The sequence below is a fragment of the Rahnella sp. PCH160 genome (assembly GCF_047784855.1).
Classification (GTDB): Bacteria; Pseudomonadota; Gammaproteobacteria; order Enterobacterales; family Enterobacteriaceae; genus Rahnella.
This window is the reverse complement of sequence record NZ_JBLOGT010000001.1, coordinates 4,321,596-4,345,739: the sequence shown is the minus strand read 5'-3', so window position 1 is coordinate 4,345,739 and position 24,144 is coordinate 4,321,596. Positions and strand designations below refer to the sequence as shown.

Here is a 24,144-nt window from a genome sequence, read left to right as displayed (position 1 = left end):
CGGCAGCGCGCAGTTTAAGAGCCTGGGGGTCTTGGGGCGGCGGCGATAGGCCGCCCCCAAGTCGGTGTGGGCCGACGCCCACGACCTTGATGTTGATGTTGATGTTGAATTTATTCTTCGCTAAATCTCACCGCCACCCCCAGTGAATCCGCTGCGCGAACCAAAACCCGGCTGGTTAAGTCACTAAACGAAATTTCCCCCACGCGCAGGCTATTGCGCACGGCATCCAGCGACCTCGTCGCAAATTCTAACCCGATCATCCGCGCACTGCCATTTTCCCCCTCGGGCACGATCCCGAACTCGGCCTGCGCCTGCTCTGGCGTCACAAACCGGACGGTTGCGCGACCGGCGCGCAAAGTTACGCCTTCAGCCCCACTCTGCAAGGCTTCTGTGCCGAACAGTTCACCGTACACTTTTGCGGCGGCCTGCGGGGAGGCAGCGGAAATCACAAAACCGGTGATGTCCGCGACGCCGTTCGGGTGGTTTTGCCACTCGGTGCGCCACACCAGTTCCGGGGTCAGGTGCTGGCAGAAGAAACTGCGGCCATTGGGTACGCGGTCGGCAGCCAGCGGGACGGTGCGGAAACGGGCGTTGGGCGATGTGCCGTCGTTAAGCGCCACCGGACGGAAGAATTCTGCCGGTGCCGAACCCGCAATGTTTTGCTGTTGCAGATGGTCAAACACGGCGTTCGAATTCTGCGTTTTCCACACCAGACCGGTGAGGCCGAGCGGAGCCTGCCAGAGATCTTTACGCGTATGCGCATTGCCCGGCTCGAACCCGAGGAGTTCCAGATAGTTCTCGCCGAAAATCGCCAGATGATTGCTGGAACCGAGCGAATGATGGCCGCGCGGGGTGAGCTGGAAGCCGAGACGGCGGAACTGCTGCTCGGCACCGTTGAGCTGTTCGGCGACGTTAATCACCACGTGATCCAGCTGCGGAACCAAACGTTGAGAAGTCTGTGAATCAGTCATTAAACGGTTCTCCCAGCGTTAACATCAGGCGGTTTGCCCAGGCGAAGAACGCCGCAGACTGCGCCAGATCGACGATTTCCAGTTCGCTCAGACCCTGATCGCGCAACGCCTTAATGTGTTCCGGCGTGGCGACCGGCGGCGTGGCGGAGAGTGCGGCGGCGAAATCAATTTCAGCCTGCCAGCGCGGAGATTGTTCCTTGCTGAGAATGCCGCCCGGCGGGGTGTCGATCAGCCGCTGGACGTCTTCGGTTTGTTTGGAAAGCTGGCTGGCTTTGCGCGAATGCACCGACGCACAGTAAATACAGCCGTTGATTTTGCTGGCCACGGTGGCCGCCAGTTCGCGCTCTTTACGCGGCAGGCCGCCGGACGTGTAGAAAATGCCTTTGTCGGTCAGCGTGCGTTGCTCAAGCACCGGCAGGTTGCGGCCTAACAGACGGAAATAGTCGGAATCGGTATGGCCGAATTTCGCCAGAATTGCCTGCTGGGCTTCATCAAATTCCTCCAGTTTTTTGGACGGGATCCACGGTTCCCAGCCGAGTTCCTCCTGCGTGAAAGCCTGCGGCGCGTCACGGCCACTGTGGGTGTTCGGTTCGGTGCGCCAGAACGCGGCGCCCACTGGTTTATTGCTGCCGTTTTCCACCGGTTTGCCGCCAATCAGACGGTAACTGCGCAGCACGCGGCTCTGGAAACTGACGAAAGCAATCAGCTGCGAAATCGTGACGATGGCATCCACCGACCAGCCGGCTTTTTTGAGTGCCTGCAAATGCGCTGGCGTGGCGCTGGCGGGTTTGAAACTCAGGCGCTCGCCGTGGGTCAGCGCGGCGTCGAGACGGGCGGTTTCGTCGATATCCGGCAAATCCTGCAAACGCTCGGAATAGTGATTGGTCAGCTGCGAATCGCCGTGCCAGCGCGCGACGTTTTGCGCTAAACGCAGGCGCTCGGCCAGCGAGAAATCCACGCCGTCCTGTTCGGTAAACAGCGCATCGTAGCTGCCTTGCGCGTGGCGGGTCGCGGCGTCGCGGGTGTCGCGTGCCTGTTTCAGTTCAGAAGACGGCGCAATGTCAGCCAGTTTTTCCAGCAGGTCAGTCGAATAAGTGGTCATAAGTTGTCCTGTGTAGATGCAGCCTTTGAGAACGTAGGGTCGGCGGATGAGGTGGAAACGTGGCGCAGCGGCGTGCGGCGAACCCAGCCCAGGGCAGGTGCGACGTGACGCGCAATCAGTTCAATGGAGCGCAAAATGTACGGATGTGGCGGATCGATGGAATGCACCTGGAACGCCAGATCGGTGACGCGGGCCAGCGCGGTGTCGGCCTGTAACGTGGCGGTCACCTGTTCTGCGGTGCCGAGATGGACGTCAAACGTGCGGATGTAATCATCCAGCGTGTCGCCCAGAACAATCTGCCCGCTGGCACGGTGATTTTCCGCCTGACGGCGTAAACCTTTTTGTGCCAATTCACGGGCTTCGTCGCCGTTTTCAGTCGCGAATGCCGTGCGTGAGCCCATGATGCGTGGCGCAACGCCTTCCGGCAGCGCGTCGAGATAGGCATCGATAATCGGGTTTTGCAGTTCGTCGAGACGTAAATCTGGCGCATTCGCCGGACGTGGCTGGGTACGCGAAAGCATCAGCCCGTCGCCGGATTTCCCGGCCCGCGCGCCGCCGTCAACCGAGAATGTGGCCTGCCAGACGCGTTTTTCCAGATGCGGTGCCGCCGGATACAACCGGTTATCGGTGCCCGCCAGCGGTTCGCCGCGCCAGGCGGTCAGCAGGGTTTGCAGATTGCTGCCAAACACCGCGCCGCGCTCGCTGCTTTCAAACCCGAATGGCAGGAATGACGACGGCGTTCCGCCGGAGCCCAACCCGACTTCAAGTCGTCCGCCGGAGAGTAAATCCAGCACGGCGGTGTCTTCTGCCACGCGCACCGCATTTTCCATCGGCAGCGTAATAACGCCGGTCCCGAGACGGATAAAGCGGGTGTGTGCTGCAACCTGCGCAAGGAAAACCAGCGGGGCGGGCAGGCCGCCTTCCGCTTCGTGAAAATGGTGCTGCGCGACCCATGCGGAGTCAAAACCCAGCTGCTCGGCGTGAATAATTTGCTCGGTCGCCAGCCGGTAACGCTCCTGCGCGCTGGTGTTATCCAGAAGTCGGGTGAAAAACCCAAGACGTTTGCTGCTCATAATGTCCCTCTTTTCTTTTTCATGTGCTGACTCAGGCGGCGCGGTGGCGGCCGGGAATCGCATCGATCAGCTGCCGTGTGTAATCGCTGGAAGGCAGCGCAAACACGTCTTCCACGTTGCCGGAATCCACCTGTTGCCCGCGGTTGAGCACCGAGACGCTGTGGGAGATTTGCCGGACGGTCGCCAGATCGTGCGAGATAAATAAATAGGTCAGGCCGAGTGAATCCTGTAGCTGCTGGAGCAGGGTCAGAATCTGCGCCTGTACGGTGACGTCGAGCGCCGAGGTCGCTTCGTCGAGCACCAGTACTTTCGGTTCGAGGATCAGCGCCCGCGCAATCGCCACGCGCTGACGCTGGCCGCCGGAAAGCTCACGCGGTTTGCGCCCCAGCAGTTCTTCCGGCAGCGCCACGCGGCGGGCGATATCCAGAACGCGCTCACGGCGTACCGCTGACGGGGTTTTTTCGAAGTTCAGCAGCGGTTCTTCAATCACGCTGAATAAGGTCTGCGACGGATCCAGCGAGGCAAACGGGTTCTGATACACCAGCTGGATTTTACGGCGCACCTGACGCAACGCTTCGCCTTTGAGGCGGGTGATGTCCTGACCGTCAATCAGCACGCGGCCGCTGTCCGGTTTCTGAAAACCGAGCAGAATGCGCGCCAGCGTGGTTTTGCCCGAGCCGGATTCGCCGACCAGAGAATGTGTGGTGCCACGCGGAATGCTGAACGAAACATTATCGACAGCGCGGAATGCCGCCTGATTTTTGCCGCCCAGTGAGAAATCATGAATGATATTTTCGACCACCAGCACCGGTTCAGCGACGGCGGCGATGTGCGCACGGTGACGGCCTGAGAGGGCAGGGACGTCAGAAAACAGCTGGCGGGTGTAATCGCTTTTCGGCGCGTTCAGCACTTCCGCCGTCACGCCCTGTTCCTGCACTTTGCCGTTACGGAACACCAGCAAACGGTCGGCGCGTTCGGCGGCAATCGCCAGATCGTGCGTGACCAGCAAAACGGCGGTGCCGGATTCGCGGCGCAAATCGTCAATCAAATCCAGAATGCGTTTTTGTACCGTGACGTCGAGCGCGCTGGTCGGTTCGTCGGCAATGATCAGCGCCGGTTGCAGCGCAATCGCAATCGCAATCAGTACGCGCTGTTTCATGCCGCCGGAAAGTTCGTGCGGATACTGTTTCGCGCGCTGTTCCGGGTGCGTAAGGCCGACGCGGGTCAGCAGTTCCACCACGCGGGCGTCGCGCTGTACACGCGGCAGGCGCTGGTGGATATCCAGAATTTCGGCGACCTGTGAGCCGATGGTTTTTACCGGATCCAGCGAACTGGTCGGATCCTGCGGGATCAGGCTGATGCGTGCGCCGCGCAGGGCATCAAGGCGGCGCTGCGACCACTGGCTGATGTCGGTGCCGTTCAGGCGGATTTCGCCCTGTTCGATATGACCGTTTTCCGCCAGCAGGCCGATGATCGACTGCGCGGTAGTGGTTTTACCGGAACCAGATTCGCCCACCAGTGCCAGCACTTCGCCGGCATTAATGGAAAACGAGACGTTGTGAACGACCGGTGTGCCGTCGTAGGCAATCGTCACGTTATCCAGCTCAAGAACGGGTGCGGTCTGATGATTGAAAGTTGCCTGTGTGCTCATCGCGTTCTCCTGCGTAATGACTGGCTGATGCGGTTGGCGGATAGCACCACCAGCACCACGACTACGCCGGGGAAGGTGGTCAGCCACCAGGCGGTTGAAATGTAGTTACGGCCTTCGGCAATCAGCAAACCCCATTCCGGCGTCGGTGGCGGTGTGCCGTAACCGAGGAAACTCAGGGTGGAAATCGCCAGAATCGCACTGCCGAATTGCAGCGCAGAGAAGGCAATCACCGACGTCAGCGAGTTCGGCAGAATGTGCCGCCAGAGGATCGAGAAGAAGGTACCGCCGCTGCCGTACGCTGCTTCGACGTAATCGCTGTGGCGCACCAGCACCACTTCGGCGCGGGCGAGACGGGCGAAGTTAGCGACGGAGGTCACGCCGACGGCAATCGCCGCGTGAACCGTGCCGAAGCCGAGCAAAATGATAACGCTCAGCGACAGCAGCAGGCCGGGAATCGACAGCAACACGTCGTTGATGCGCATGACTACCGCGTCAACAATGCCACCGCTGGCACCGGCTGCCAGCCCTAACGCGGTGCCGAACACCAGCCCGAGCGCCACGGCGACCAGTGCGCCGGAGAGTGAATGCGACGCGCCGTAAACGATGCGGGCGTACACATCACGGCCGAGCTGATCGGTGCCCAGCCAGTGACCGGCCTGCGGAGCCAGACGTTGCGCGCCCGCAATGCCTTCGGTGCCGCTGTAACCGGTAAACCAGCCGGGCGCGATTGCCCATAAAATCACGGTGGCGATCACCAGCCAGGCGATGATCAGCCCCGGCTGTAAACGGGCAGGTTTCCAGCGGCGGCGCTGCGTGGCAGGCAGTGAAAGAATGCTTTTACCCAGCGGTAAGCTGCTCATGCGGTGGCTCCCTTTGAGTTTTTCGAGGCGTTCGCTTTAAGACGCGGATCAAGCAGCGGATAAAGCAAATCGACCAGTAAATTGATGCCGACAAAAGCGGCGGCGGAAATCACCACAATCGCCTGTAAAACCGCGACGTCCTGATTGTTCACCGCCTGCTGCGTCAGTTGTCCGAGGCCATTCAGGCCAAATACCGTCTCGGTGATCAGCGCCCCGGCAATCAGTTCGCCAAACAGTAAACCGGCGATCGTCAGCACCGGAAGCAGGGCGTTGCGCGCCACATGACGCCACAACACACCGCTGCGGCTGGCCCCTTTGGCGCGGGCGACGGCGACGAACGGCTGGGTCTGCACCTGATCAATGCTGCGGATCAGGATCTGCGCCAGCGGTGCGGAAATCGGCACGGCCAGCGTCACCACCGGCAAAATCAGCCCGACCCATTCACCCGGATTGATCACCGGGATCCAGCGCAGATGGAAAGAGAAAAACTGAATCAGCGCGATGCCGAGCCAGAAAGTCGGAATGGAGATAAACAGCGACGGCACCGACTGCAACAGGTTTTTCAGCCAGCCGAAATGCAGCAGGCTGGAAGTAAACGCCAGCACAAAGGCCACCACGGCGGCCAGTGCGAAGCCCATCAGCGCCAGCCGCAAAGTTGGCGGAAAGTTGCTGCTGAGTAATTCAGTGACCGGTACGCCAGCCTGAATTGAATAGCCCAGATCCCCGCGCAGGAAATTCCCCAGCGTATGCAGATATTGCTGCACCAGCGGCACATCCGCGCCGTAGGCCGCGCGCATATCCGCGATTTGCGCCGGGCTCAGCCCCATGTCCGGGTTCTGGAATTTAATCAGAATGGCATCGCCCGGCAGCACTTGCAGGAGAATGAAGGAGACGGTAAACGCCGCCCACAACACCAGCAAAGCCTGCCCAAAACGACCGCTAACGTATCGGTTCATGATTCACTCCTGCCTGTTAGTGCTTTTCAAGCCATGCGCCGTAGAAGCTCGGACGGCCAACGGCTTCGAAGCTCACGCCTTTGAAATAAGGTGCACCGGCAAAGACCTGTGGCTCTTCGAAAATCGGAATGACGTAAGCCTGATCGAGCAGGTAGTTCTGCACGTCACCGGCCAGTGCCAGACGTTTTTTCGGATCCACTTCGGCTGAAATCGCCACCAGCAGATCATTCAGTTTGTCGTCACGGAAGCTTTTCACCTTGCTGCTCAGGCCGCCTTTTTGCAGCAGCGCATCGCGGTTAGTGGGGTAGAAGGAGCTTTTGATGACGTCCGGATCGGCGCGGCCGACTTCAACCACGTTCGCCGGCGTTTTTTCCGGATCCAGGTTGTCCGCCACGCGGCTGCCCGCGTCACCGGCCAGAATGTTCAGCTTCGCGCCGACCTGATTCCACTGCTGCGAAACCAGCTGCAAGACTTCTTTGTTCTGCGGCTGCGGCAGGGATTCATAAATGGTCAGTGACAGCGTTTTGCCGTCTTTCTGGCGCAGACCGTTCGGGCCCGGTTTCCAGCCCGCTTCGTCCAGCAGCTTTTTCGACAGCGTCGGGTCGTAGGTCAGTTTGTTGCTCAGATCGACGTAACCGGCGGCGGTTTTGGCGATGACGGAGGTGGCCTGCGGATAGTTTGGCGAGAACAGCGTATCGACCACCTGTTTACTGTTGGTGGCGTGCAGCAGCGCCTGACGGACTTTCAGGTCAGACACCAGCGCGTTATCCGGACGGAACGAAATGCTGTCATTCACGCCTTTGGTTGGCGCGGCATAAATCGGGAAATTCTGGTCTTTGGCCTGTTTTTCGTCATACGCCTGAACCTGACGGATGAAATCTGCCTGACCGGCCAGCAGCGCGCCGATACGCACACTGTCTTCGCCGGTGACGATGACTTTGATGCCGTCGAGATTGGCGCGGCCCTGCTGTTTGAGGTTTTTCGGCCCCCAGTTGTAATCTTTGCGCGCCGTCAGATCGACTTCACGACCAAGCGTTTCCTTGCTGACCACGAACGGGCCGGAACCGATGATGTGCGTCGCATCGCCCAGCGCATCAAAATTCCTGTCCAGCGTGCTCAGTGACACCAGCCCGGAGCCGATGGTTGCGGTGCCTTGCAGGAAGCCCGGTGAGGATTTTTTGAAGTAGAACTTCACGGTCAGCGTGTCAACCACTTCGCTGTGGTCGTAGTTGTTAATCACTTCGGAAACCGGCAGATGGCGTTCTTTGTTGCCCAGCCCGTAGGTGTCGAAGTTTTTCGCTACGGCGTTGGCATCAAGCGGCGTGCCGTCGGAGAAGGTCACGCCCGGACGCAGTTTGAAGGTGTATTCGGTTTTGTCGGCGTTGAAGCTCCAGGATTCGGCAATCCACGGCTCGACTTCCAGCGTTTTGGGGTTCTGATAGGTCAGTTTGTCGGTGATCTGATTCAGGATGCCGCCGTTCGGGTAAAAGCCACCCGCCGGAGGATATAAATTGGTGTGTGCCTGTTGTTCGAGATAAACCAGTGTACCGCCCTGAACCGGCGTGGCGTCGGCGGCAAAAACGGCGGAAGAACTGGTGATCAATACCCCTAAAGCCAGTGCGCGTGTGACCGCGTTTCTCCGGCGAAGAATGTGCATAGTGAGACCCTTTTTATTTTTGGTGATTGCTGGCAGATGAATCACTTCCGGCATGCGTTAGAACGAAAGTGCTGGTTCCATAACAAACCAATTTAAAAGGGAGGTGAACGAAGGAAATGTGCATTGGTTAGCCGAAATCCAGCATAAGCAGGAAAAGGGGACGGAGGAGAGGTTTTTGGAGAAAAGAGATTCAGGAAACAGAAAGAAAAAAACCAGCGGTTACTCCGGACGGGTGGACCGGATAACCGCTGGCGATCATCAAAAATGATGAGCTAAGGAGAAACTGAGGTCGTCAGTGATCTTTTAATGCAGCTTCTGTGCCAGTTTTAATTTCCGGCTGTGTTTCTCCCGGTTTGCTGCGGCTGAGGAAGGCATTGAGCAAAATGGCGCCAAACGTCGCCGTGCCGATGCCGCCCATGCTGAAGCCGCCCAGACTCAGGGTAAAGTTGCCTGCGCCCAGTACCAGCGTGACCGCAACCATAATAAGATTTCCGTTAAGACCCAGATCCACCTGGTTTTGTACCCAGATGCGCGCACCGGCTACGGCAATCAAACCGAACACCACAATTGACGCGCCGCCCAATACCGGACCGGGAATGGTGTGGATCAGTGCACCAAATTTGGGCGAAAAGCCCAACACAATGGCAACAACCGCAGCGGCGACGAAAATCAGGGTGGAATAAATTTTTGTGACCGCCATGACGCCGATGTTTTCTGCGTAAGTGGTCACGCCGGTTCCGCCTGCGGAGGCTGACAATAATGTCGCCAGACCGTCGCCGACAAACGCGCGGCCCATGTACGGGTCGAGGTTTTTACCGGTCATGCCCGCGACCGCTTTAATGTGCCCGAGGTTTTCTGCCACCAGAATCACCGCCACCGGTGCAATCATCAGCATCGCGTGGGTGCTGAACACCGGCGTGGTGATGGTTGGCAGGCCAAACCACGCCGCCTGTGCGACGGCGGTGAAATCCACCGGCGCGCCCAACCCCATGACGTTCGTGACCAGCATGTAAATCAGATACGCCGCCACCAGCCCGAGCAACAACAGCAAACGCTGTACCAGGCCGCGGGTGAAAACGGCCACAGATCCAATACACAGCACGGTGACCACCGCCATCCAGCTGTCAAACGACGAGGCCGAGACGCTGTTAATGGCAATCGGCGCGAGGTTCAGACCAATCGCCATCACCACCGCACCGGTTACGACCGGCGGCATCAGGCGTTCAATCCAGCGGGTGCCGACGGCCATCACCACAAAACCAATCAGCGTATAAATGACGCCGCAGGCAATAATGCCGCCGAGCGCCACGCCGATATTCGGGTTCGCGCCGTGGCCGCTGTAGCCGGTCACCGCAATCACCAGCCCGACAAACGCCGCGCTCGACCCGAGATAACTCGGCACGCGTCCGCCGACCACCAGGAAAAACAGCAGGGTGCCGATGCCGGACATCAGGATCGCCATGTTGGCGTCGAACCCCATCAGCAGCGGCATTAATACCGTCGCGCCGAACATGGCGACGGTATGTTGCAGCCCCATAATCACCGTCGGCCCTAACGGCAGCCGTTCGTCCGGCGCAATCACGGCGCCATCCAGATTGCCTTCTCTTTTACGCCACTTTGGAAACCAGGAGGTATTGGTATTTGCCATGCTGCAATTCCCTAATCAGGTTGAGTTAACAGGCTGACTGCCGCATCAGCGGGTGATAGCGGCGGTCGAAATACACCAGTCCGTGGCGTTCGTCGTTGCGGGTGATCGCAACGGCTTCGCAAAACAAAATATCGTGGGTGCCGACGCGGGTGACTTGCGTGATTTTGCAATCAAACGACACCAGCGCATCGCTGAGGATCGGAGAACCGGTGGAAAGAGATGACCATTCGGCGGCGTCAAAGCGTTGTTCCATCGGCGTTTTTCCGCCGAATAAATTCGACAGCGATTCATGGCAGTCGGCCAGCGTGTTGACGCACAGTACCTGATTTTCGGTAAATGCCGGATACACCGACGCCGAGCGGTTCAGGCAAACGAGCAAGGTCGGCGGCGAGTCGGTGACGCTGCACACGGCCGATGCGGTAAAGCCCGCACGACCGCCGGTGCCGTCGGTGGTGATGATGTTAACGGCGGAACCGAGATGCGCCATCGCATCGCGGAACGCTTGTTTTTCGACGGACGGCATCGTTGAGGTGGCGGTTAATGTTTCGGCCATGTTGTCTCCGTGGGCAGTTGCCGGGAAGGCGCGGCAGGGTTTTGCGATGAATGCCGTTGCAGCCATTCCAGTAAAATCGGGTTAAACGTTTCCGGGTCGGTCACGCTCATGGCATGGCCGCCGTACAGCATTTGTGTGTGTTCGCCGTTCGGCAGGCGTTCGGCGAGATCGGCAGAACGCATCCACGGCACCAGCAAATCATCTTTGCAGCTGAACGCCAGCGTGGGCGCGATAACCTGCCCGAGGCTGGCGGTGAGATCGGACGCCATCAGCGCCTGAAGCCGGTGAAGCAGATTTTCCATCCCCTGAAAATGCGCCACCTGATGCTGGCGCTCTTCCTGAAGTAATGCGTCGTTGGCCGACAGCCAGTCGCCCGGATACAGAAACAGCGGTTGCGCCTGCACGTAGGCATCGACGCCGCTGTTGAGCAGTAAATTCTGGCGGACTTCAAAGCAGCGTCGCGTCTGGTTGTCGAGCTTCGCCCAGCCGTTGATCACCACCAGGCTTTGCAGCAGCGCGGGATAACGTAAAGCCAGATGCAGGCCAATAATGCCGCCGAGCGCGTGACCGGCCAGATGACAGCGGGTGATGTCCAGCGCGTTGAGCAGTCCGGCCAGCTCATCCGCCATGTCTTCCATGCGATAACCGGCGGGCACCGTGCCTTTGCTGACGCCGGTTCCCTGCTGGTCATAAATGATGACGCGAAAATGCGCGCTCAGCATCGCCAGCTGGGGTTGCCAGAAGCTGCCTGAACCGCCGAGGCCGGAGGAAAGCACCACGGTTTCGGCGTCTGCATTATTCTTACCCAATACCTTGTAATACATGATGTTTCCTCAAGGTTTTCAGGAGGGCGGATCCCGGTATTTTACTTGCCGATGTGCGCGATGGTGGCGATTTCAATCAGTGCGCCCGGTTTGACCAGCCCGCACTGAATGCAGAACCGCGCCGGTTTTTCGCCCGGAAAATAGTCGGCGTAAACCTGATTTACGGCGGCGTAATTCGCCCAATCGGTGATGAAAATCGAGTTCATGGTGACGTCATCCATTGTGCCGCCTGCGGTTTCAATCACGCTTTTGATGGTTTCCAGCACATGGCGGGTTTGCGCGGCGGCATCGCCCAGATGCACCACGTTATTGTCTTTATCAAAAGGCAGCGTGCCGGAGACATACACTACGCCGTCGGCCAGCGTTCCCGGAACAAACGGTGCCAGCGGAACGCCGCTGCCAGCCGGAATAATGGCACTTTTAGGCATATTTCTATTTCCTCTTTATAAAGCCGTTACGCGGCGTTTTGTTTAGCGTCATAACCCACGGCGTCGCAGAAATCGCGCACGCTGGAGACCCAGCCAAAGAATGTTTCGATGTTATAAATTGCTGCTTTTTGTGCGAATTCCGGGCCTGCCTGATGGGTGGCGTCTTCAAGCACCACGCCGAAATATTCGAGGAAGAAACCGTCACGCAGCGTGGATTCCACGCACACGTTGGTGGCGATGCCGGTAAACACCAGGTGGTGAATGCCGTAGCTGCGCAGCAGGCTGTCGAGCTGGGTGTTGAAGAATCCGCTGTAGCGCGGTTTTGGCAGCACGATGTCGCCGGGCTGTGGCCGGAGTTCATCCACCAGATCGTAATCCCAGTCGCCTTTTGCCAGTAATTTGCCCATCAGTTCCGGGCGCTTACGCATGGTTTTCAGCGCATTGGATTTGTGGAAATTCGGCGAACCGGCACCGCCAGCCTCGACGTACTGATTGTCCCAGCCGTTCTGGAAGAAGATCACTTTGATGCCTGCGGCGCGCGCGGCGGCAATCGCCACTTTGATGTTGGCGATCACCGGCGCGGTCGCGGAGACGTCAAAACCGGCTAAATCCAGATAACCGCCCTGCGAGGCGTACGCATTCTGCATATCCACCACAATCAGCGCCGTTTGCTGCGGTGTAAACGCAATGGCTTCCGGACGGGCCGTGAGAATGGTTTCCTCACCGGCGTTTTTCGGTTCACGGCGGACAACTGTCTGATTTTCAACAACGTTCATTACGCCACCTCTTTCTGTTGCGTTGCGATGTGCTGGCGGGTTTTCATTAATGGCTGGATGAAACGGCCAAAGTTTTCGATGCCTTCCACGAAGTCGTCGAAGGTCAGCAAAACGCCCCCTGCGCCGGGCACGGTGTCGATTTCATCGAGCATTCTGGCGACGCTGGCGTAGGAACCGACCAGCGTGCCCATGTTGATATTGACCGCCGATGTGGGGTCGGCCATCTGGCGGACATTGGTGTCAGCACCGGATTTGGTATCTTTGCTGCTCTGGTCGGTGAGCCACGCCAGCGCCTCGGCATCGGCACCGTCTTTATACAGTTCCCATTTGGCGCGCGCGGCGGCGTCAGTTTCATCCGCGATGACCATAAAGAGAACGTAAGAGGAGACGTCGCGGCCTTCGGCTTGCGCCGCCGTTTTCATGCGTGCAGCGGTGGGCGCAAACGCAGTGGGCGTGTTAACGCCTTTGCCAAAGCAGAAGTTGAAATCGGCGTGTTTAGCTGAGAACGCCATGCCTGCGTCGCTTTGTCCGGCGCAGATCACTTTCATTTCAGACTGCGGACGCGGGCTGACGCGGCAATCGTCCATCTTGAAGAATTCGCCGTCGAGCGTGCAGTGGCCGGTGCCCCACAGGTCGCGCAGGACGCTGACATATTCGGTCAGATAGTCATAACGGCGGCTGAAATAGTCATCGCCCGGCCACATGCCCATTTGTTCGTATTCCGGTTTCTGCCAGCCGGTGACGACGTTCACGCCGAAACGGCCATTGGAGATGGAATCAATCGTGGCGGCCATACGCGCGACAATGGCCGGTGGCATCACCAGCGTGGCGGCGGTGGCGTAGAGCTGGATGCGGGAGGTCACGGCGGCAAGGCCCGCCATCAGCGTGAACGACTCCATATTGTGTTCCCAGAACTCGGTTTTACCGCCGAAGCCGCGCAGTTTGATCATCGACAGCGCGAAATCGAAATGGTAGTGCTCCGCCTTCTGCACGATGGTTTTGTTCAGTTCAAAAGTCGGTTTGTACTGCGGCGCAGTTTCAGAAATTAACCAGCCGTTGTTGCCGATAGGAATAAAGACACCGATTTTCATAGCTCACCTCAGTTGAAGATTCATATTTCAATACAAGGGCTTGCGAAAATCTCTGCGCGGCTTGAGTGCGTCCTGCGGGTTCCGAATTGCACCGTGCTGAAATTTCCTAACGGGGTGAGTATTGCAAGGGCAGTGCCACTTTTTTAAATATGATGTTTATCAGCAGGTTAAAGGATTTTTCTTGTTTGTGGTGGAGCAATCGGTCTGTTTCAGACCATTTGGTCAAAACAAACTGCACATAAATCAGGCAGGAATGTCCGCAAATGGTGCATTTTTGTTAATCAATGCAATTGTTGTGGTTATTTATTTGTTGTTTAATTGACCTAACTTATAGCGATAGTCGCATTTATCCCTATTTGTTATGATTTCACCCTTGCTGTTTGTTTCAGGAAATCCTTGTGAAGCCATTGGTCGAACCTCCTCAGCCCGCCGCCGGGGAAAGCAAATCCCGCAACGCCGGGGTGAAAGCACCGACGCGCCGCTCGCGGGCGGTCGCCGCCAAACGTGGCAATATCATGGCCGCCGCGCTGGAGTTTTTCTCGCTGTACGGCATCCACGGCACCAGCCTGGATCAGGTCGCCGAGCGCGCCGACGTCTCAAAAACCAATCTGCTGTATTACTTTCCGTCAAAAGAAGATCTGTATATCGCTGTGCTGAAAGGTCTGCTGGATATCTGGCTGGCACCGCTGAAAGCGTTGCAGCGCGATCAGCATCCGCTGGAGGCGATACGCGAATATATCCGCCTGAAACTTTGTGTATCCCGCGATCATCCGCAGGCGTCGCGACTGTTTTGTCTGGAGATGGTGCAGGGCGCGCCGCTGCTGAAACAGGAACTCGGCGGCAGCCTGAAAACGCTGGTGGAAGATAAATCGGATGTGATCCGCGGCTGGATTAAAGATGAACTGATTGCGCCGGTTGACCCGATGCAGCTGATTTTTATGCTGTGGGCAACCACGCAGCATTACGCCGATTTCGGTGTGCAGGTGGAAGCCATCACCGGTAAAACGCTCAACGATCCTGATTTTTTCGAACTGACCGTGAGCAACGTGCAGCGCATTATTACCGAAGGCATACAACTTCGGGCTTAAAGAGGTCAGGATGGATTCGGTTTCACAATTAGTCTTGGGTGCGGCTGTCGGTATCGCGGTGATGGGCAAGCGGACGCCGGTGTGGAAATCCGCGCTGGCCGGTGCGGTTTGCGGAACGCTGCCGGATCTTGATGTCTTTTACGATCACGGCGACGCCATCAGCAATATGACGCAGCACCGCACGGAGACTCACGCGCTGTTGTATCTCACGCTGGTTTCGCCGCTGCTCGCCTGGATGATGGCGAAAATTTTCAGCGCGGGGCAACATTTCAGACACTGGTGGGGCACGGTATGGCTGGCGCTCATCACCCATCCGCTGCTCGATTTAATGACGGTTTACGGCACGCAGCTGGGCATTCCTTTTACGCATTATCCGTTTGCGGTTGGCAGCATTTTCATCGTCGATCCGCTGTATACCTTGCCGCTGATCATCGGCGTCGGGCTGGCGCTGTACCGCGAGCAACAGCGCGGGATTATGTGGAATAACGTGCTGCTGGGCGTGAGCTGTTTGTATCTCGCCTGCACGGTCATCGAGCAGCATCAGGTGACGGTGCACGTCAGCGAGGAATTGCAGCGGCAGAACATTGAAAGCACGCAGGTTCTGGTCACGCCGACGCCGCTCAACTCGCTGGTGTGGCGCGTGGTGGTGATGAATAAAGACAGCTACGGCGAGGGTTTCACGTCGCTGCTGCACCCGGATTCCCCGATTCGGTTCCGCTTTTATCCGCGCGGAGAAGCCTTGTATGAAGCGCATAAAGAGAATGCGTTTCTGGCCCGTGTCGCCTGGTTCAGCCACGGATTTTTCAGTGTGAAAGAGCAGGGCGGACACATTCTGGTGAGCGATCTGCGCATGGGCCAGGAACCGGATTACACCTTTGTGTTTGATCTTGGCGAGATGAAAGCCGGAGAGCCGCCTGAATTACCGGTCAAAGTGGCCTCGGCAAGACCGTCAGCGGTGAAGATGTGGCGACAGTTCAGACAGGCGCTGGAGGTTGAGTAGTCCAGACTCAGGAGCCGAAAAGGCTCCTGAGTTATATTTCCGACCTGGTTAAGCGCGGCGGCTCCGGCTGCGCAGCCAATACCCAATCCCCAAAACCACAAACCACAACGGCGTAACCATCAGCGCCAGTCGGGTGTCATCCTGCAACGTCAGCAGCACCAGCACGAAGGCGAAGAACGCCATGCATACCCAGCACATGATTTTACCGAGCGGCATTTTGTAGATGGACGCTTCGTGCAGTTGCGGACGTTTGCGACGGTAGACCAGATACGAGCAGAGGATGATGGTCCAGACGAACATAAAAAGGATCGCAGAAACGGTGGTGACCAGCGTGAAGACCGTCATCACGTTCGGGATCAGGTAAATCAGCACCACACCGCCGAGCAGGCAGATGCAGGAGAAAGTCAGTCCGTTAGACGGCACGGCGCGGGAAGAGAGTTTGCCGAACGCTTTCGGCGCGTTGCCTTCCTGAGCCAGACCAAACAGCATACGGCTGGTGGAGAAGACGCCGCTGTTGGCGGAAGAGGCAGCAGAGGTCAGCACCACAAAGTTGATGATGCTCGCCGCAGCCGGCAAACCGGCCAGAACAAACAGCTCAACGAACGGGCTTTTATCCGCAACAACGTGGCTCCACGGCGTCACTGACATAATCATGATCAGCGAGAAAACGTAGAACATAATGATGCGCAGTGGGATCGCGTTGATGGCACGCGGCAGCGATTTCTGCGGATCTTTAGTCTCGGCAGCGGTTGTGCCCACCAGTTCAATCCCGACAAACGCGAATACTGCAATCTGGAAACCGGCGAAGAATCCGCTGACGCCTTTCGGGAAGAATCCGCCATCGTTCCACAGGTTACTGAAAGCAGCGACGGTGCCCGTTGGCGTCTGGAAGTGCGTCAGAACCATCACCAGCCCAGCAATAATCAGCCCGACAATGGCGACGATTTTGATCATCGCGAACCAGAATTCCATCTCACCAAACATTTTGACGGTAGCAAGGTTCAGGCTGAGGAGGACCAGAACGCAGAGCAGCGAGGCGATCCACTGCGAGAGGCCGGGGAACCAGAACTGCGCGTAGGCGGTGATGGCAACGACGTCGGCGATACCGGTGACGACCCAGCAGAACCAGTATGTCCAGCCGGTGAAATATCCGGCCCACGGACCGAGAAGGTCAGCGGCAAAATCGCTGAAAGATTTGTATTCCAGATTGGAAAGCAGCAACTCACCCATCGCACGCATTACGAAAAACAGCATAAAGCCGATGATCATATACACGAAGATTATGGAAGGGCCGGCAAGACTGATGGTTTTTCCGGAGCCCATGAACAGGCCGGTACCGATGGCGCCGCCGATAGCGATAAGCTGAATATGGCGGTTAGAGAGGTTTCGCCGCAAACCTTCTGCGTTCTCTTCCCCTGCCTGACTGAGGATTTTTGACTCTTCTTGCATGTTGTATTGATTCCTGTTTTTGCTTTTTGCGTATGAACTCCGCCATATCGCTTTATTTATAAATTGAGCTACCGAGGGCTCTTTTGTCACCCCGTCTGGAACGACAGCGGGATGACCGGTGTAATAGTAATGTTAACTGCGCATTTATTATAACTGGCATGAAAAATGCCGCAGAAAAAAATGTATCGTATTTTTTACAACCTGGATAACTGAGTGTTAATTCATCAAATGTCAGTGAGGAAGGGGGAATAATACCGTTTTTCATCGTGACGGGCTTCACAATTCTCTCTGAAAATAACTGCAAAAAAAGTATGGATAAGCGTTTGACATCATCCCTTGAGAAGAGAATAATCCGTCCCGTTGGGTCGTTAGCTCAGTCGGTAGAGCAGTTGACTCTTAATCAATTGGTCGGCGGTTCGAACCCGCCACGACCCACCAACGTGTTATTAGAGAGTGATAATTTCTTTATTATCTTCTTGATAGATATAATTTTTTAATATGGACTTACTCCCGCCCAAGCTTTTATTGGAATACAAGTTGTAGAAAACCAGATGGAATTAGCCAGCTTAACTGCATATTCCGTAAAGTATGAACACGATATCTATTAATCCCGCCTTATTTACTTAGCTCATCATGCTGTATTTACATTACCCATTATTTTCCATTTTAATTTGGTTTATCTCCGTTGTTTTTTTTGCGTGACACGAGGTAAAAAATACTGTGTTGCAGAAATGCATGCGTTCATATAAAGAAAACAATATCATTGCCGGTTAATCAAAGCATAAGACGTAAGAAGCTGAAGTTACTGACATAATTTAACCGGTGAGTTAGGCTTTGAAGTTATACCTTGAGTTATCGTTAAGTACACAATTTTGTTACATCCTTTTCTCATTTTTCTGAAACAAATGGTTTCTTACTGTAAGTAAAAAATTACATAAAACTGACATTTATTTGCAATCCAATTAGGAGTATTCTTAACCGTAGGAACATATTTCTTTTAAATGGAGAGCGTGAAAGTGAGGAACAGGAAGATTTTTTTGTATGCAGCACCGCTATTGTTAGTTGCAGGTATTGCGTACGGTAATTTTAAAGGCGGCAGTGTACCAGACTATGTTCTGGATGCTCAGACTGCTGTCAGCAATAAAATGTCAAACAGTTACGGCATTACAAAATGTAAGGCCAAGGAACAAGAAGTTAACAAATGGGATATGTCCTGTGTATCTGAAAATACACCTGAAGTTCTCATTTTCTCTGTACAGTCCTCAAAAGAAGCACCTTATGATGTTCCCACATCCTTTTATTTGGTTGCCGGCAACGATGCAGCCAAAAAAGCATCAGGTGAAAGTTTACTGAGTTATCTGATGGTAAACACTAATGCGAAAACCGATGAGGTTCATCAGTTGGTTGCAAACTGAGTTTAGCTTATTCGCAGAAAACCCAAGTGAACCGAACCCTCTCCAGAGGGTTTTTTTAATGGCTTTGCAGACTAAACATATCGTTTTTTTCTGTTTTGCCGCGCCTGTTCAAGGCCCAAAAATCTCTCCTAAAAAGAGTCGGACAAATGCGCGCACGCTGCTATTATTCGTGCATAAACTCAGGGAGATAACGATGAAAAAAACTTTGGTGGCCTTGGCTGCTCTACTTTTAGCCGGGTGTGCGGGTAATCCTTATGAACCGACACTTCAGGTCAAATCGTCGTTCGCCAATGCCAGCACCACGCCGCCGGCGGGGCAGACGCACGTCAGGTTGCACCGAATCGATCAGTGGTCGGTGATACCTTTTGAAAAGACCTGCCCGCTGATTGTGATCGTAGATGGCAAGACCATAGCCTCGCTGCACTTTAATCAGTATGTCGATTTAAATGTGCCAAACGGTATGCGTACTTTTGATGTTCGTCTTGCCTGTGCGCTGACCAAAACTACCGGTTCAATTACTGTGGATGCGAACGGGAAGCCGATCAATCTGGAAACAGATCGCAGTTTCTTCGGCACGTATAACATCCGGCCTAAAACGGGCGAATGACCGAAATGAAAAACCCGCGTTGAAGCGGGTTTTTTTATAACTGTATTTACGCAAACTCTGCGCGGATAAGGATCAGGTGTAGGATTTCGACCATTCCAGTATCTGGTCGTGCTGCAACGGGCGGGAAAAGTAGAAGCCCTGCACGGAATCACAACGAAGTTCTTCCAGACACAGCAGCGTGTCGTTGTCTTCAACTCCTTCTGCCACCACCTGAAAGCTCAGTGCATGCGCCATTTCAATCATGGATTTGACGATCACTTTGCTTTTGCTGTCATTACTGATGCCCTGAATCAGTGACTGGTCCAGTTTCAGCGTATCCGCCGGAATTTTTTGCAGGTAGTTCAGGTTGCTGTAGCCGGAGCCGAAATCATCCAGCGCAATGCTGATACCCATTTGTCTCAGGGCGTCCAGCGACGCCACAGCATGCGGGTTATTCGCCAGTGTCTGGGTTTCCAGACACTCGATCTCCAGCATTGACGGGGAAACCTGATGCAGGATAAGCGCGGTATGAATACGCTGAACTAAATCCTGTTCCACCAGATTATTAGCCGTCAGGTTGATGGAAACCTGAATCTGCGCACCACGTTTTTGCCATTCGGCAATTTGCATCACGGCCTGGGTGATCACCCAGTTGCTCAGCGGCGTAATCAGCGGTGTTTTTTCTGCCAGAGGAATAAATTCTGACGGAGAAATGATCCCCAAAGTCGGATGCCGCCAGCGGATCAGCGCTTCCACACCCTGGAATTTTTTGTCGGCCAGCCGAATTTTTGGCTGATAAACCAGATGGAAATCTTCGCAGGACGCGACGGTCGCCATCAGGTCATTAAGCAGATTGAAAGCGCGTAACTGGATGACATCAGATTCCTGCTGATATGGCATCACCCGTTGGTTATTGCTGATGGCTTCGTGCAACGACGACATACCCTGGCGCAGGGTGGTTTCAGCGCAGGAGGAGGTTGACGAAAAGACGGTATACCCCGCGTGCAGCCGGACATTGATCGGGATATCGCTGGTAATGCTTCGCTGGATTTTAGTGGCGGCAATTTCCAGCTGATTGAAAATTTCTTTCTGCTCATCGAGCCGTTTGATCAGCGCAAAGCGCCCGAGCATCAGGCTGTAAACTTTGTCATTTTCATTGAGTTCGCTGCGCAGAAACGCCCCGACGTCTTTAAGAATGTTTTCGACTTTCGGAATGCCAATCGAGCGCCCGATGTCATAGGCATACAGCGTGTCGAGCGTATCAATCAGGATCAGAAGGTAAGACGTGTTATCCGGCGTTTTGATGAGCTGCGTAATGTCTTCCATCAGCCGCTGGCGGTTAGGCAGGCGCGTAACGATATCCACAAAGCTCATTGAGCTGCGTGACTCGATGATATCAATGACGATAGCAGCCAGATCCGAGAGCATATCCACTTCCTGTACGGAAAAATCTCTCGGCTGTTTGTCCGCCAGGCACAGGCTGCCGACCGCAAAACCCTCACGCGTGATAAGCGGGGCACCGGCATAAAAGCGCATTCCTTCATCCGCAGTGACCAGCGGGTTCTCACTGAAACGCGGATCCCGTGTCGCATCGTTGACGACCATGACAGACGAAGACTGGATGGTGTAATCACAAAAAGCGATGTCGCGCGCCGTGTATTGCGTCGCCATCTGGGTTTTGGATTTAAACCACTGACGATGTTCATCTACCAGAGTAATGATGCAAATGGGAATATCGAAAATTTGCTGAGTCAGCCGGGTAACCAGATCAAGCACTTCATCCGGATTGCCGTCCGTAATTTTGAGTTTTTGCAGCGCCGCAAGCCGTTTTTTTTCGTTTGGATTCAGAACCCTTTTCATTCTGTACGACCTCTGATCGCCGATCTGGACGCGTTTAGTTATGCACTATAGCGTGACTTTGATTCATTTATCATTTTCTTTTGTCCGTTTTGCGGGGGTGGCTGTCAGTTAGCAAGGCGCAGAAAGGTATCGTTTGCGTACCATGGAATTCACGGAGCACAGCAGCTCACTTTATTCCTCAGGAGAATCGTATGTTAAACGACCCGTCACAAAAATACCGTCCATTCCCCCGGTGAATCTGCCGGAGCGCCAGTGGCCGGGAAATACACTCGATAAAGCGCCGCAATGGTGTTCAAGTGATCTGCGTGACGGAAATCAGGCGCTTGCGGAACCCATGGATAATGCCCGTAAGCGTCAGTTTTTTGACCTGCTGGTCCGCTGCGGTTTTAAGCAAATTGAAGTGGCCTTTCCTTCAGCGTCGCAAACCGATTTTGATTTTGTGCGCGGGCTGATTGAAGACAAGCTGATCCCCGACGATGTGGTGATTCAGGTGCTGACGCCGTCTCGCCCGGATCTGATTGCCCGCACTTTTGAAGCGCTGAAAGATGTGCCGCGCGCCATCGTGCATTTATACAACGCTACCGCGCCGGTTTTTCGCGAAGTGGTCTTCAATCAGGATAAGGCCGCAACCCGTGAGCTGGCCGTTCGCGGTGCGCAGCAAATTCGCCAGTTGTGTGAGCAATATTCTCAGACGCAATGGACGTTCGAATATTCTCCGGAAACGTTCTGTTTTACCGAGCTGGAATTTTCACTGGAAGTGTGTGAAGCGGTGGCTAATGTCTGGGAGCCTGGCGCTGAGCGTCCGATGATTATCAACTTGCCCGCGACGGTGGAAGTCAGTACCCCGAATATTTACGCCGATCAGATTGAATGGTTTTGCCGTCATTTCAGCCGCCGTCAGCAGGTTTCCGTCAGCGTGCATCCGCATAATGACCGCGGAACCGGCGTGGCCTGCGCTGAACTGGCGATGCTGGCGGGAGCTGACCGCGTCGAAGGTTGTCTGTTCGGCAACGGCGAACGCACCGGGAATGTGGATATCGTGACGCTGGCACTGAACCTTTATACGCAGGGCGTAAACCCGGCGCTGGATTTCAGTAACTTGCAGGCGATTGTTGAAGCCGTCGAGGAATGTAATCAGTTGCCGGTGCATCCGCGTCATCCTTATGCCGGTGAACTGGTGTTTACCGCCTTCTCAGGTTCACATCAGGACGCCATCAAAAAAGGTTTTGCAGCGCAGAAAACGGCAGAAAGTGATGTCTGGCGTGTGCCTTATCTGCCGCTCGATCCCGCTGATGTCGGGTGCAGTTACGAGGCGGTGATCCGCGTGAACAGCCAGTCGGGAAAAAGCGGCGCGGCCTGGTTGCTGGAACAGAATCACGGGCTGAAACTGCCGCGCGGTTTGCAGATAGATTTCAGCAAAGCCGTGCAGCGCGAAACCGATACACATGGCAAGGAAATGAGCACCAGCGATATCTGGCGTTTATTCCGCGCGCGCTACGGTTTGACAGAACAACCGGTGGTGAAATTGCTGAGTTACGATATCCGCAGCGATGAGCAAAATGTCTGTCATTTCAGTGCACGCATTCGCTACCGCAATGAAGAGCAGCAAATTACCGGCAGCGGCAACGGGCTGTTGTCCGGCGCGGCCGATGCCCTGCGCCGCAGTTTTGACGTGGAACTGGAAATTGGCGATTACCACGAACATACGTTAGGACATCAAAGCCACAGCCGTGCGGTTGCGTATCTGAGTTGTCAGGGGCGTTTCGGTGAAACTTGCTACGGTGTGGGCATCGACAGCGATGTGTCGGGCGCTTCCGTGCAGGCGCTGTTTAATGCGGCTGGCGGGATTCTGACTGATTAAAATATTCACTGGGTGAAACGCCCAGTGAACGGCGGAACATTGCGCTGAAAGCACTCGGGCTGTCGTAGCCGAGTGCCAGCGCGACATCAATCACCGAAAGACCCGCCGCCAGCTGATTAATCGCTTCGAGCAATTTTGCCTGCCTGACCCAGTCGCTGAATCGCAGCCCGGTTTCGCGCTGAAAGCGGCGAGAGAGCGTCCGGCTGCTGATATTCAGACGCTGAGCCACATCTTCAAGCTCCCAGGACGTGCAAAGATCGGCACGAATTTGCTGGCTGATGGTTAATAATTCCGGTTCTTTGGGCTCAGGCAGGTATAGCGGCAACGTCGGTAGCAGGCGAAGTTCGTCGAGCAGCAATTCCATAATCCGTTCTTCACGGCCGCCGGGCAAATAGTCTGGCGGTATCGTCAGAGAGGTCAGAATCAGTTCGCGGAGCAGGGGGGAAATCTGGACCACCTGACACTGCGCGGGTAAATCGGCACGCGCAAGGGGATCGACAAATAACGTTCGGGCTTTTACACCGCCGATAAAACGCAGACTGTGTTCCACGTTTGCGGGCAGCCAGACTCCGCGACCGGGCGGCACCATCCAGGTGCCGAGCGCGGTGTAAACTTCCACAACGCCAGATAACGTGTGGATCAGTTGCGAGCAGTTGTGGCTGTGTGCCGCTTCGCTGTCACCGTGCTGATAATCAATGGCCAGCGGCGCAATGGCCTGATGCGGTGCGAGGAAGTTACGATGCATTGTTCAGTGGTGTTTTTGATTCTTGGCGTCTTCGACGGCCTTTTTGGCCTGTTCAGCTGCTTTTTCGATTTCTTCTTCCGTCAGCAGTTCAGACACTTCAATCAGCTCAGCCAGCCCGTCGCTGACATGCACTTCGTCTGCCTTGCTTTTGTTTTCTTTATTATTTTCGCTCATAACAGTTGTCCTGATGATGTGAATACAGGGCACTATTATAGCAGAATTTAGGTATAGCAGAATTTAAGGCAGAAAGCGCGGAGCCCGCCAGGCGGCAGACTCCGAAATAATCTTACTGGCGGTAGGCGAATTTGATTTGCTGCAGGGAGTTTTTAAAGACTTCGGCCTGTTGCTCATCTTCCATCTGCGCGACAAAACGTTCCATATTCAGCATGACTTTACCCGCATCAGCCTGACCAATTGCTTTCAAAATCAGGGTCAGAGTGGCTTTCAGGCAGGCAACTTCGCTCGCCAGTGTTTCAACGTTTGCTTCAGTCGTAAAATCGCAATTACTCATTATTTAAATCTCCTCAGACAGGCTGTCAGGCAGCACGCC

Annotated in this window: 22 protein-coding genes, 1 tRNA gene and 1 pseudogene; 6 read left to right on the top strand and 18 right to left on the bottom strand. The window is 55.4% G+C overall.

Annotated elements, in window-relative coordinates:
* Positions 1–110: 110 nt before the first annotated feature.
* The 13 genes from ACM5QY_RS20225 to rutA form a co-directional block, all read right to left on the bottom strand.
* Entirely contained in the window at positions 111–971 is an 861-nt protein-coding gene (locus tag ACM5QY_RS20225) for a VOC family protein (protein WP_416122410.1), read from the bottom strand.
* Positions 964–2,073: an alkylhydroperoxidase domain protein gene (locus ACM5QY_RS20220; RefSeq protein WP_416122409.1), complete on the bottom strand. Its 1,110-nt coding sequence runs from the start codon at positions 2,071–2,073 to the stop codon at positions 964–966. The genes ACM5QY_RS20225 and ACM5QY_RS20220 overlap by 8 nt, the downstream gene beginning before the upstream one ends.
* Positions 2,070–3,146, bottom strand: a complete 1,077-nt coding sequence (locus ACM5QY_RS20215; protein ID WP_416122408.1) for a putative FMN-dependent luciferase-like monooxygenase — start codon at positions 3,144–3,146, stop codon at positions 2,070–2,072. The genes ACM5QY_RS20220 and ACM5QY_RS20215 overlap by 4 nt, the downstream gene beginning before the upstream one ends.
* A 31-nt stretch (positions 3,147–3,177) precedes the next feature.
* Positions 3,178–4,797, bottom strand: coding sequence for a dipeptide ABC transporter ATP-binding protein (locus ACM5QY_RS20210; protein ID WP_416122407.1), 1,620 nt, complete (start codon positions 4,795–4,797; stop codon positions 3,178–3,180).
* A complete protein-coding gene (locus ACM5QY_RS20205; RefSeq protein ID WP_416122406.1) occupies positions 4,794–5,657 on the bottom strand; it encodes an ABC transporter permease in 864 nt (287 codons plus the stop codon). Before ACM5QY_RS20205 ends, ACM5QY_RS20210 begins: the two co-directional genes overlap by 4 nt.
* The gene (locus ACM5QY_RS20200) at positions 5,654–6,613 is read right to left on the bottom strand and encodes an ABC transporter permease (RefSeq protein ID WP_416122405.1); all 960 of its coding nucleotides are present in this window, start codon (positions 6,611–6,613) and stop codon (positions 5,654–5,656) included. The genes ACM5QY_RS20205 and ACM5QY_RS20200 overlap by 4 nt, the downstream gene beginning before the upstream one ends.
* A gap of 16 nt (positions 6,614–6,629) precedes the next feature.
* Positions 6,630–8,270: a TIGR04028 family ABC transporter substrate-binding protein gene (locus tag ACM5QY_RS20195; protein WP_416122404.1), complete on the bottom strand. Its 1,641-nt coding sequence runs from the start codon at positions 8,268–8,270 to the stop codon at positions 6,630–6,632.
* 292 nt (positions 8,271–8,562) lie between these two features.
* Positions 8,563–9,918 (bottom strand): pyrimidine utilization transport protein G, encoded by a 1,356-nt coding sequence (gene rutG, locus ACM5QY_RS20190; RefSeq protein ID WP_416122403.1) that lies wholly within the window; start codon positions 9,916–9,918, stop codon positions 8,563–8,565.
* 25 nt (positions 9,919–9,943) lie between these two features.
* Positions 9,944–10,471 carry an NADH-dependent FMN reductase RutF gene (rutF, locus tag ACM5QY_RS20185; RefSeq protein ID WP_416122402.1) on the bottom strand — a complete coding sequence of 176 codons (528 nt, stop codon included), beginning with the start codon at positions 10,469–10,471 and terminating at the stop codon, positions 9,944–9,946.
* Complete coding sequence (rutD, locus tag ACM5QY_RS20180; RefSeq protein WP_416122401.1) at positions 10,456–11,295, bottom strand: pyrimidine utilization protein D; 840 nt, start codon at positions 11,293–11,295, stop codon at positions 10,456–10,458. The genes rutF and rutD overlap by 16 nt, the downstream gene beginning before the upstream one ends.
* Positions 11,296–11,336: 41 nt before the next feature.
* Positions 11,337–11,723, bottom strand: coding sequence for a pyrimidine utilization protein C (rutC, locus tag ACM5QY_RS20175; protein WP_104922751.1), 387 nt, complete (start codon positions 11,721–11,723; stop codon positions 11,337–11,339).
* Positions 11,724–11,749: 26 nt separating this feature from the next.
* Entirely contained in the window at positions 11,750–12,499 is a 750-nt protein-coding gene (gene rutB, locus ACM5QY_RS20170) for a pyrimidine utilization protein B (RefSeq protein ID WP_416122400.1), read from the bottom strand.
* Positions 12,499–13,590 (bottom strand): pyrimidine utilization protein A, encoded by a 1,092-nt coding sequence (rutA, locus tag ACM5QY_RS20165; RefSeq protein WP_416122399.1) that lies wholly within the window; start codon positions 13,588–13,590, stop codon positions 12,499–12,501. Before rutA ends, rutB begins: the two co-directional genes overlap by 1 nt.
* A gap of 398 nt (positions 13,591–13,988) precedes the next feature.
* Between rutA and rutR the strand changes: the two genes are divergently transcribed.
* Together rutR and ACM5QY_RS20155 are read left to right on the top strand one after the other, a co-directional pair.
* Complete coding sequence (gene rutR, locus ACM5QY_RS20160) at positions 13,989–14,678, top strand: HTH-type transcriptional regulator RutR (protein WP_416122398.1); 690 nt, start codon at positions 13,989–13,991, stop codon at positions 14,676–14,678.
* 10 nt (positions 14,679–14,688) lie between these two features.
* Positions 14,689–15,678, top strand: coding sequence for a metal-dependent hydrolase (locus tag ACM5QY_RS20155; protein WP_416122397.1), 990 nt, complete (start codon positions 14,689–14,691; stop codon positions 15,676–15,678).
* Between the two features lie 48 nt (positions 15,679–15,726).
* On the opposite strand, the gene cycA is transcribed toward ACM5QY_RS20155, so the two are convergent.
* The gene (gene cycA / locus ACM5QY_RS20150) at positions 15,727–17,127 is read right to left on the bottom strand and encodes a D-serine/D-alanine/glycine transporter (RefSeq protein WP_416122396.1); all 1,401 of its coding nucleotides are present in this window, start codon (positions 17,125–17,127) and stop codon (positions 15,727–15,729) included.
* Positions 17,128–17,489: 362 nt separating this feature from the next.
* On the opposite strand from cycA, the gene ACM5QY_RS20145 reads away from it, so the two are divergent.
* The 3 genes from ACM5QY_RS20145 (at position 17,490) to ACM5QY_RS20135 (ending at position 19,149) form a co-directional block, all read left to right on the top strand.
* Positions 17,490–17,565: transfer RNA gene (locus ACM5QY_RS20145), tRNA-Lys, on the top strand.
* A 599-nt stretch (positions 17,566–18,164) separates the two neighbouring features.
* Complete coding sequence (locus tag ACM5QY_RS20140) at positions 18,165–18,542, top strand: hypothetical protein (RefSeq protein ID WP_416122395.1); 378 nt, start codon at positions 18,165–18,167, stop codon at positions 18,540–18,542.
* 193 nt (positions 18,543–18,735) lie between these two features.
* Positions 18,736–19,149, top strand: coding sequence for a hypothetical protein (locus ACM5QY_RS20135; protein ID WP_416122394.1), 414 nt, complete (start codon positions 18,736–18,738; stop codon positions 19,147–19,149).
* A 72-nt stretch (positions 19,150–19,221) separates the two neighbouring features.
* Here the strand turns inward: ACM5QY_RS20135 and ACM5QY_RS20130 are convergent, their stop codons facing one another.
* Entirely contained in the window at positions 19,222–20,988 is a 1,767-nt protein-coding gene (locus ACM5QY_RS20130) for a sensor domain-containing phosphodiesterase (protein ID WP_416122393.1), read from the bottom strand.
* A gap of 191 nt (positions 20,989–21,179) precedes the next feature.
* Here ACM5QY_RS20130 and leuA point away from each other — a divergent pair.
* A pseudogene (gene leuA / locus ACM5QY_RS20125) lies at positions 21,180–22,849 on the top strand (2-isopropylmalate synthase).
* On the opposite strand, the gene ACM5QY_RS20120 reads toward leuA, so the two are convergent.
* The 3 genes from ACM5QY_RS20120 to ACM5QY_RS20110 all read right to left on the bottom strand — a co-directional run bounded on the left by ACM5QY_RS20120 (position 22,818) and on the right by ACM5QY_RS20110 (position 24,105).
* Positions 22,818–23,594 carry an AraC family transcriptional regulator gene (locus tag ACM5QY_RS20120; protein ID WP_416122392.1) on the bottom strand — a complete coding sequence of 259 codons (777 nt, stop codon included), beginning with the start codon at positions 23,592–23,594 and terminating at the stop codon, positions 22,818–22,820. The pseudogene leuA and the gene ACM5QY_RS20120 sit on opposite strands and share 32 nt — an antisense overlap.
* Before the next feature lie 3 nt (positions 23,595–23,597).
* Complete coding sequence (locus tag ACM5QY_RS20115; protein WP_416122391.1) at positions 23,598–23,768, bottom strand: hypothetical protein; 171 nt, start codon at positions 23,766–23,768, stop codon at positions 23,598–23,600.
* Positions 23,769–23,880: 112 nt separating this feature from the next.
* Entirely contained in the window at positions 23,881–24,105 is a 225-nt protein-coding gene (locus ACM5QY_RS20110; protein WP_416122390.1) for a DUF2594 family protein, read from the bottom strand.
* Positions 24,106–24,144: the final 39 nt, after the last annotated feature.

Bases quoted from the DNA above. Each gene is read 5' to 3' on its own strand.
- ACM5QY_RS20225 (WP_416122410.1), bottom strand. From the start codon at position 971: ATGACTGATTCACAGACTTCTCAACGTTTGGTTCCGCAGCTGGATCAC.
- ACM5QY_RS20220 (WP_416122409.1), bottom strand. From the start codon at position 2,073: ATGACCACTTATTCGACTGACCTGCTGGAAAAACTGGCTGACATTGCG.
- ACM5QY_RS20215 (WP_416122408.1), bottom strand. From the start codon at position 3,146: ATGAGCAGCAAACGTCTTGGGTTTTTCACCCGACTTCTGGATAACACC.
- ACM5QY_RS20210 (WP_416122407.1), bottom strand. From the start codon at position 4,797: ATGAGCACACAGGCAACTTTCAATCATCAGACCGCACCCGTTCTTGAG.
- ACM5QY_RS20205 (WP_416122406.1), bottom strand. From the start codon at position 5,657: ATGAGCAGCTTACCGCTGGGTAAAAGCATTCTTTCACTGCCTGCCACG.
- ACM5QY_RS20200 (WP_416122405.1), bottom strand. From the start codon at position 6,613: ATGAACCGATACGTTAGCGGTCGTTTTGGGCAGGCTTTGCTGGTGTTG.
- ACM5QY_RS20195 (WP_416122404.1), bottom strand. From the start codon at position 8,270: ATGCACATTCTTCGCCGGAGAAACGCGGTCACACGCGCACTGGCTTTA.
- rutG (WP_416122403.1), bottom strand. From the start codon at position 9,918: ATGGCAAATACCAATACCTCCTGGTTTCCAAAGTGGCGTAAAAGAGAA.
- rutF (WP_416122402.1), bottom strand. From the start codon at position 10,471: ATGGCCGAAACATTAACCGCCACCTCAACGATGCCGTCCGTCGAAAAA.
- rutD (WP_416122401.1), bottom strand. From the start codon at position 11,295: ATGTATTACAAGGTATTGGGTAAGAATAATGCAGACGCCGAAACCGTG.
- rutC (WP_104922751.1), bottom strand. From the start codon at position 11,723: ATGCCTAAAAGTGCCATTATTCCGGCTGGCAGCGGCGTTCCGCTGGCA.
- rutB (WP_416122400.1), bottom strand. From the start codon at position 12,499: ATGAACGTTGTTGAAAATCAGACAGTTGTCCGCCGTGAACCGAAAAAC.
- rutA (WP_416122399.1), bottom strand. From the start codon at position 13,590: ATGAAAATCGGTGTCTTTATTCCTATCGGCAACAACGGCTGGTTAATT.
- ACM5QY_RS20155 (WP_416122397.1), top strand. From the start codon at position 14,689: ATGGATTCGGTTTCACAATTAGTCTTGGGTGCGGCTGTCGGTATCGCG.
- cycA (WP_416122396.1), bottom strand. From the start codon at position 17,127: ATGCAAGAAGAGTCAAAAATCCTCAGTCAGGCAGGGGAAGAGAACGCA.
- ACM5QY_RS20135 (WP_416122394.1), top strand. From the start codon at position 18,736: ATGAAAAAAACTTTGGTGGCCTTGGCTGCTCTACTTTTAGCCGGGTGT.
- ACM5QY_RS20130 (WP_416122393.1), bottom strand. From the start codon at position 20,988: ATGAAAAGGGTTCTGAATCCAAACGAAAAAAAACGGCTTGCGGCGCTG.
- ACM5QY_RS20120 (WP_416122392.1), bottom strand. From the start codon at position 23,594: ATGCATCGTAACTTCCTCGCACCGCATCAGGCCATTGCGCCGCTGGCC.
- ACM5QY_RS20115 (WP_416122391.1), bottom strand. From the start codon at position 23,768: ATGAGCGAAAATAATAAAGAAAACAAAAGCAAGGCAGACGAAGTGCAT.
- ACM5QY_RS20110 (WP_416122390.1), bottom strand. From the start codon at position 24,105: ATGAGTAATTGCGATTTTACGACTGAAGCAAACGTTGAAACACTGGCG.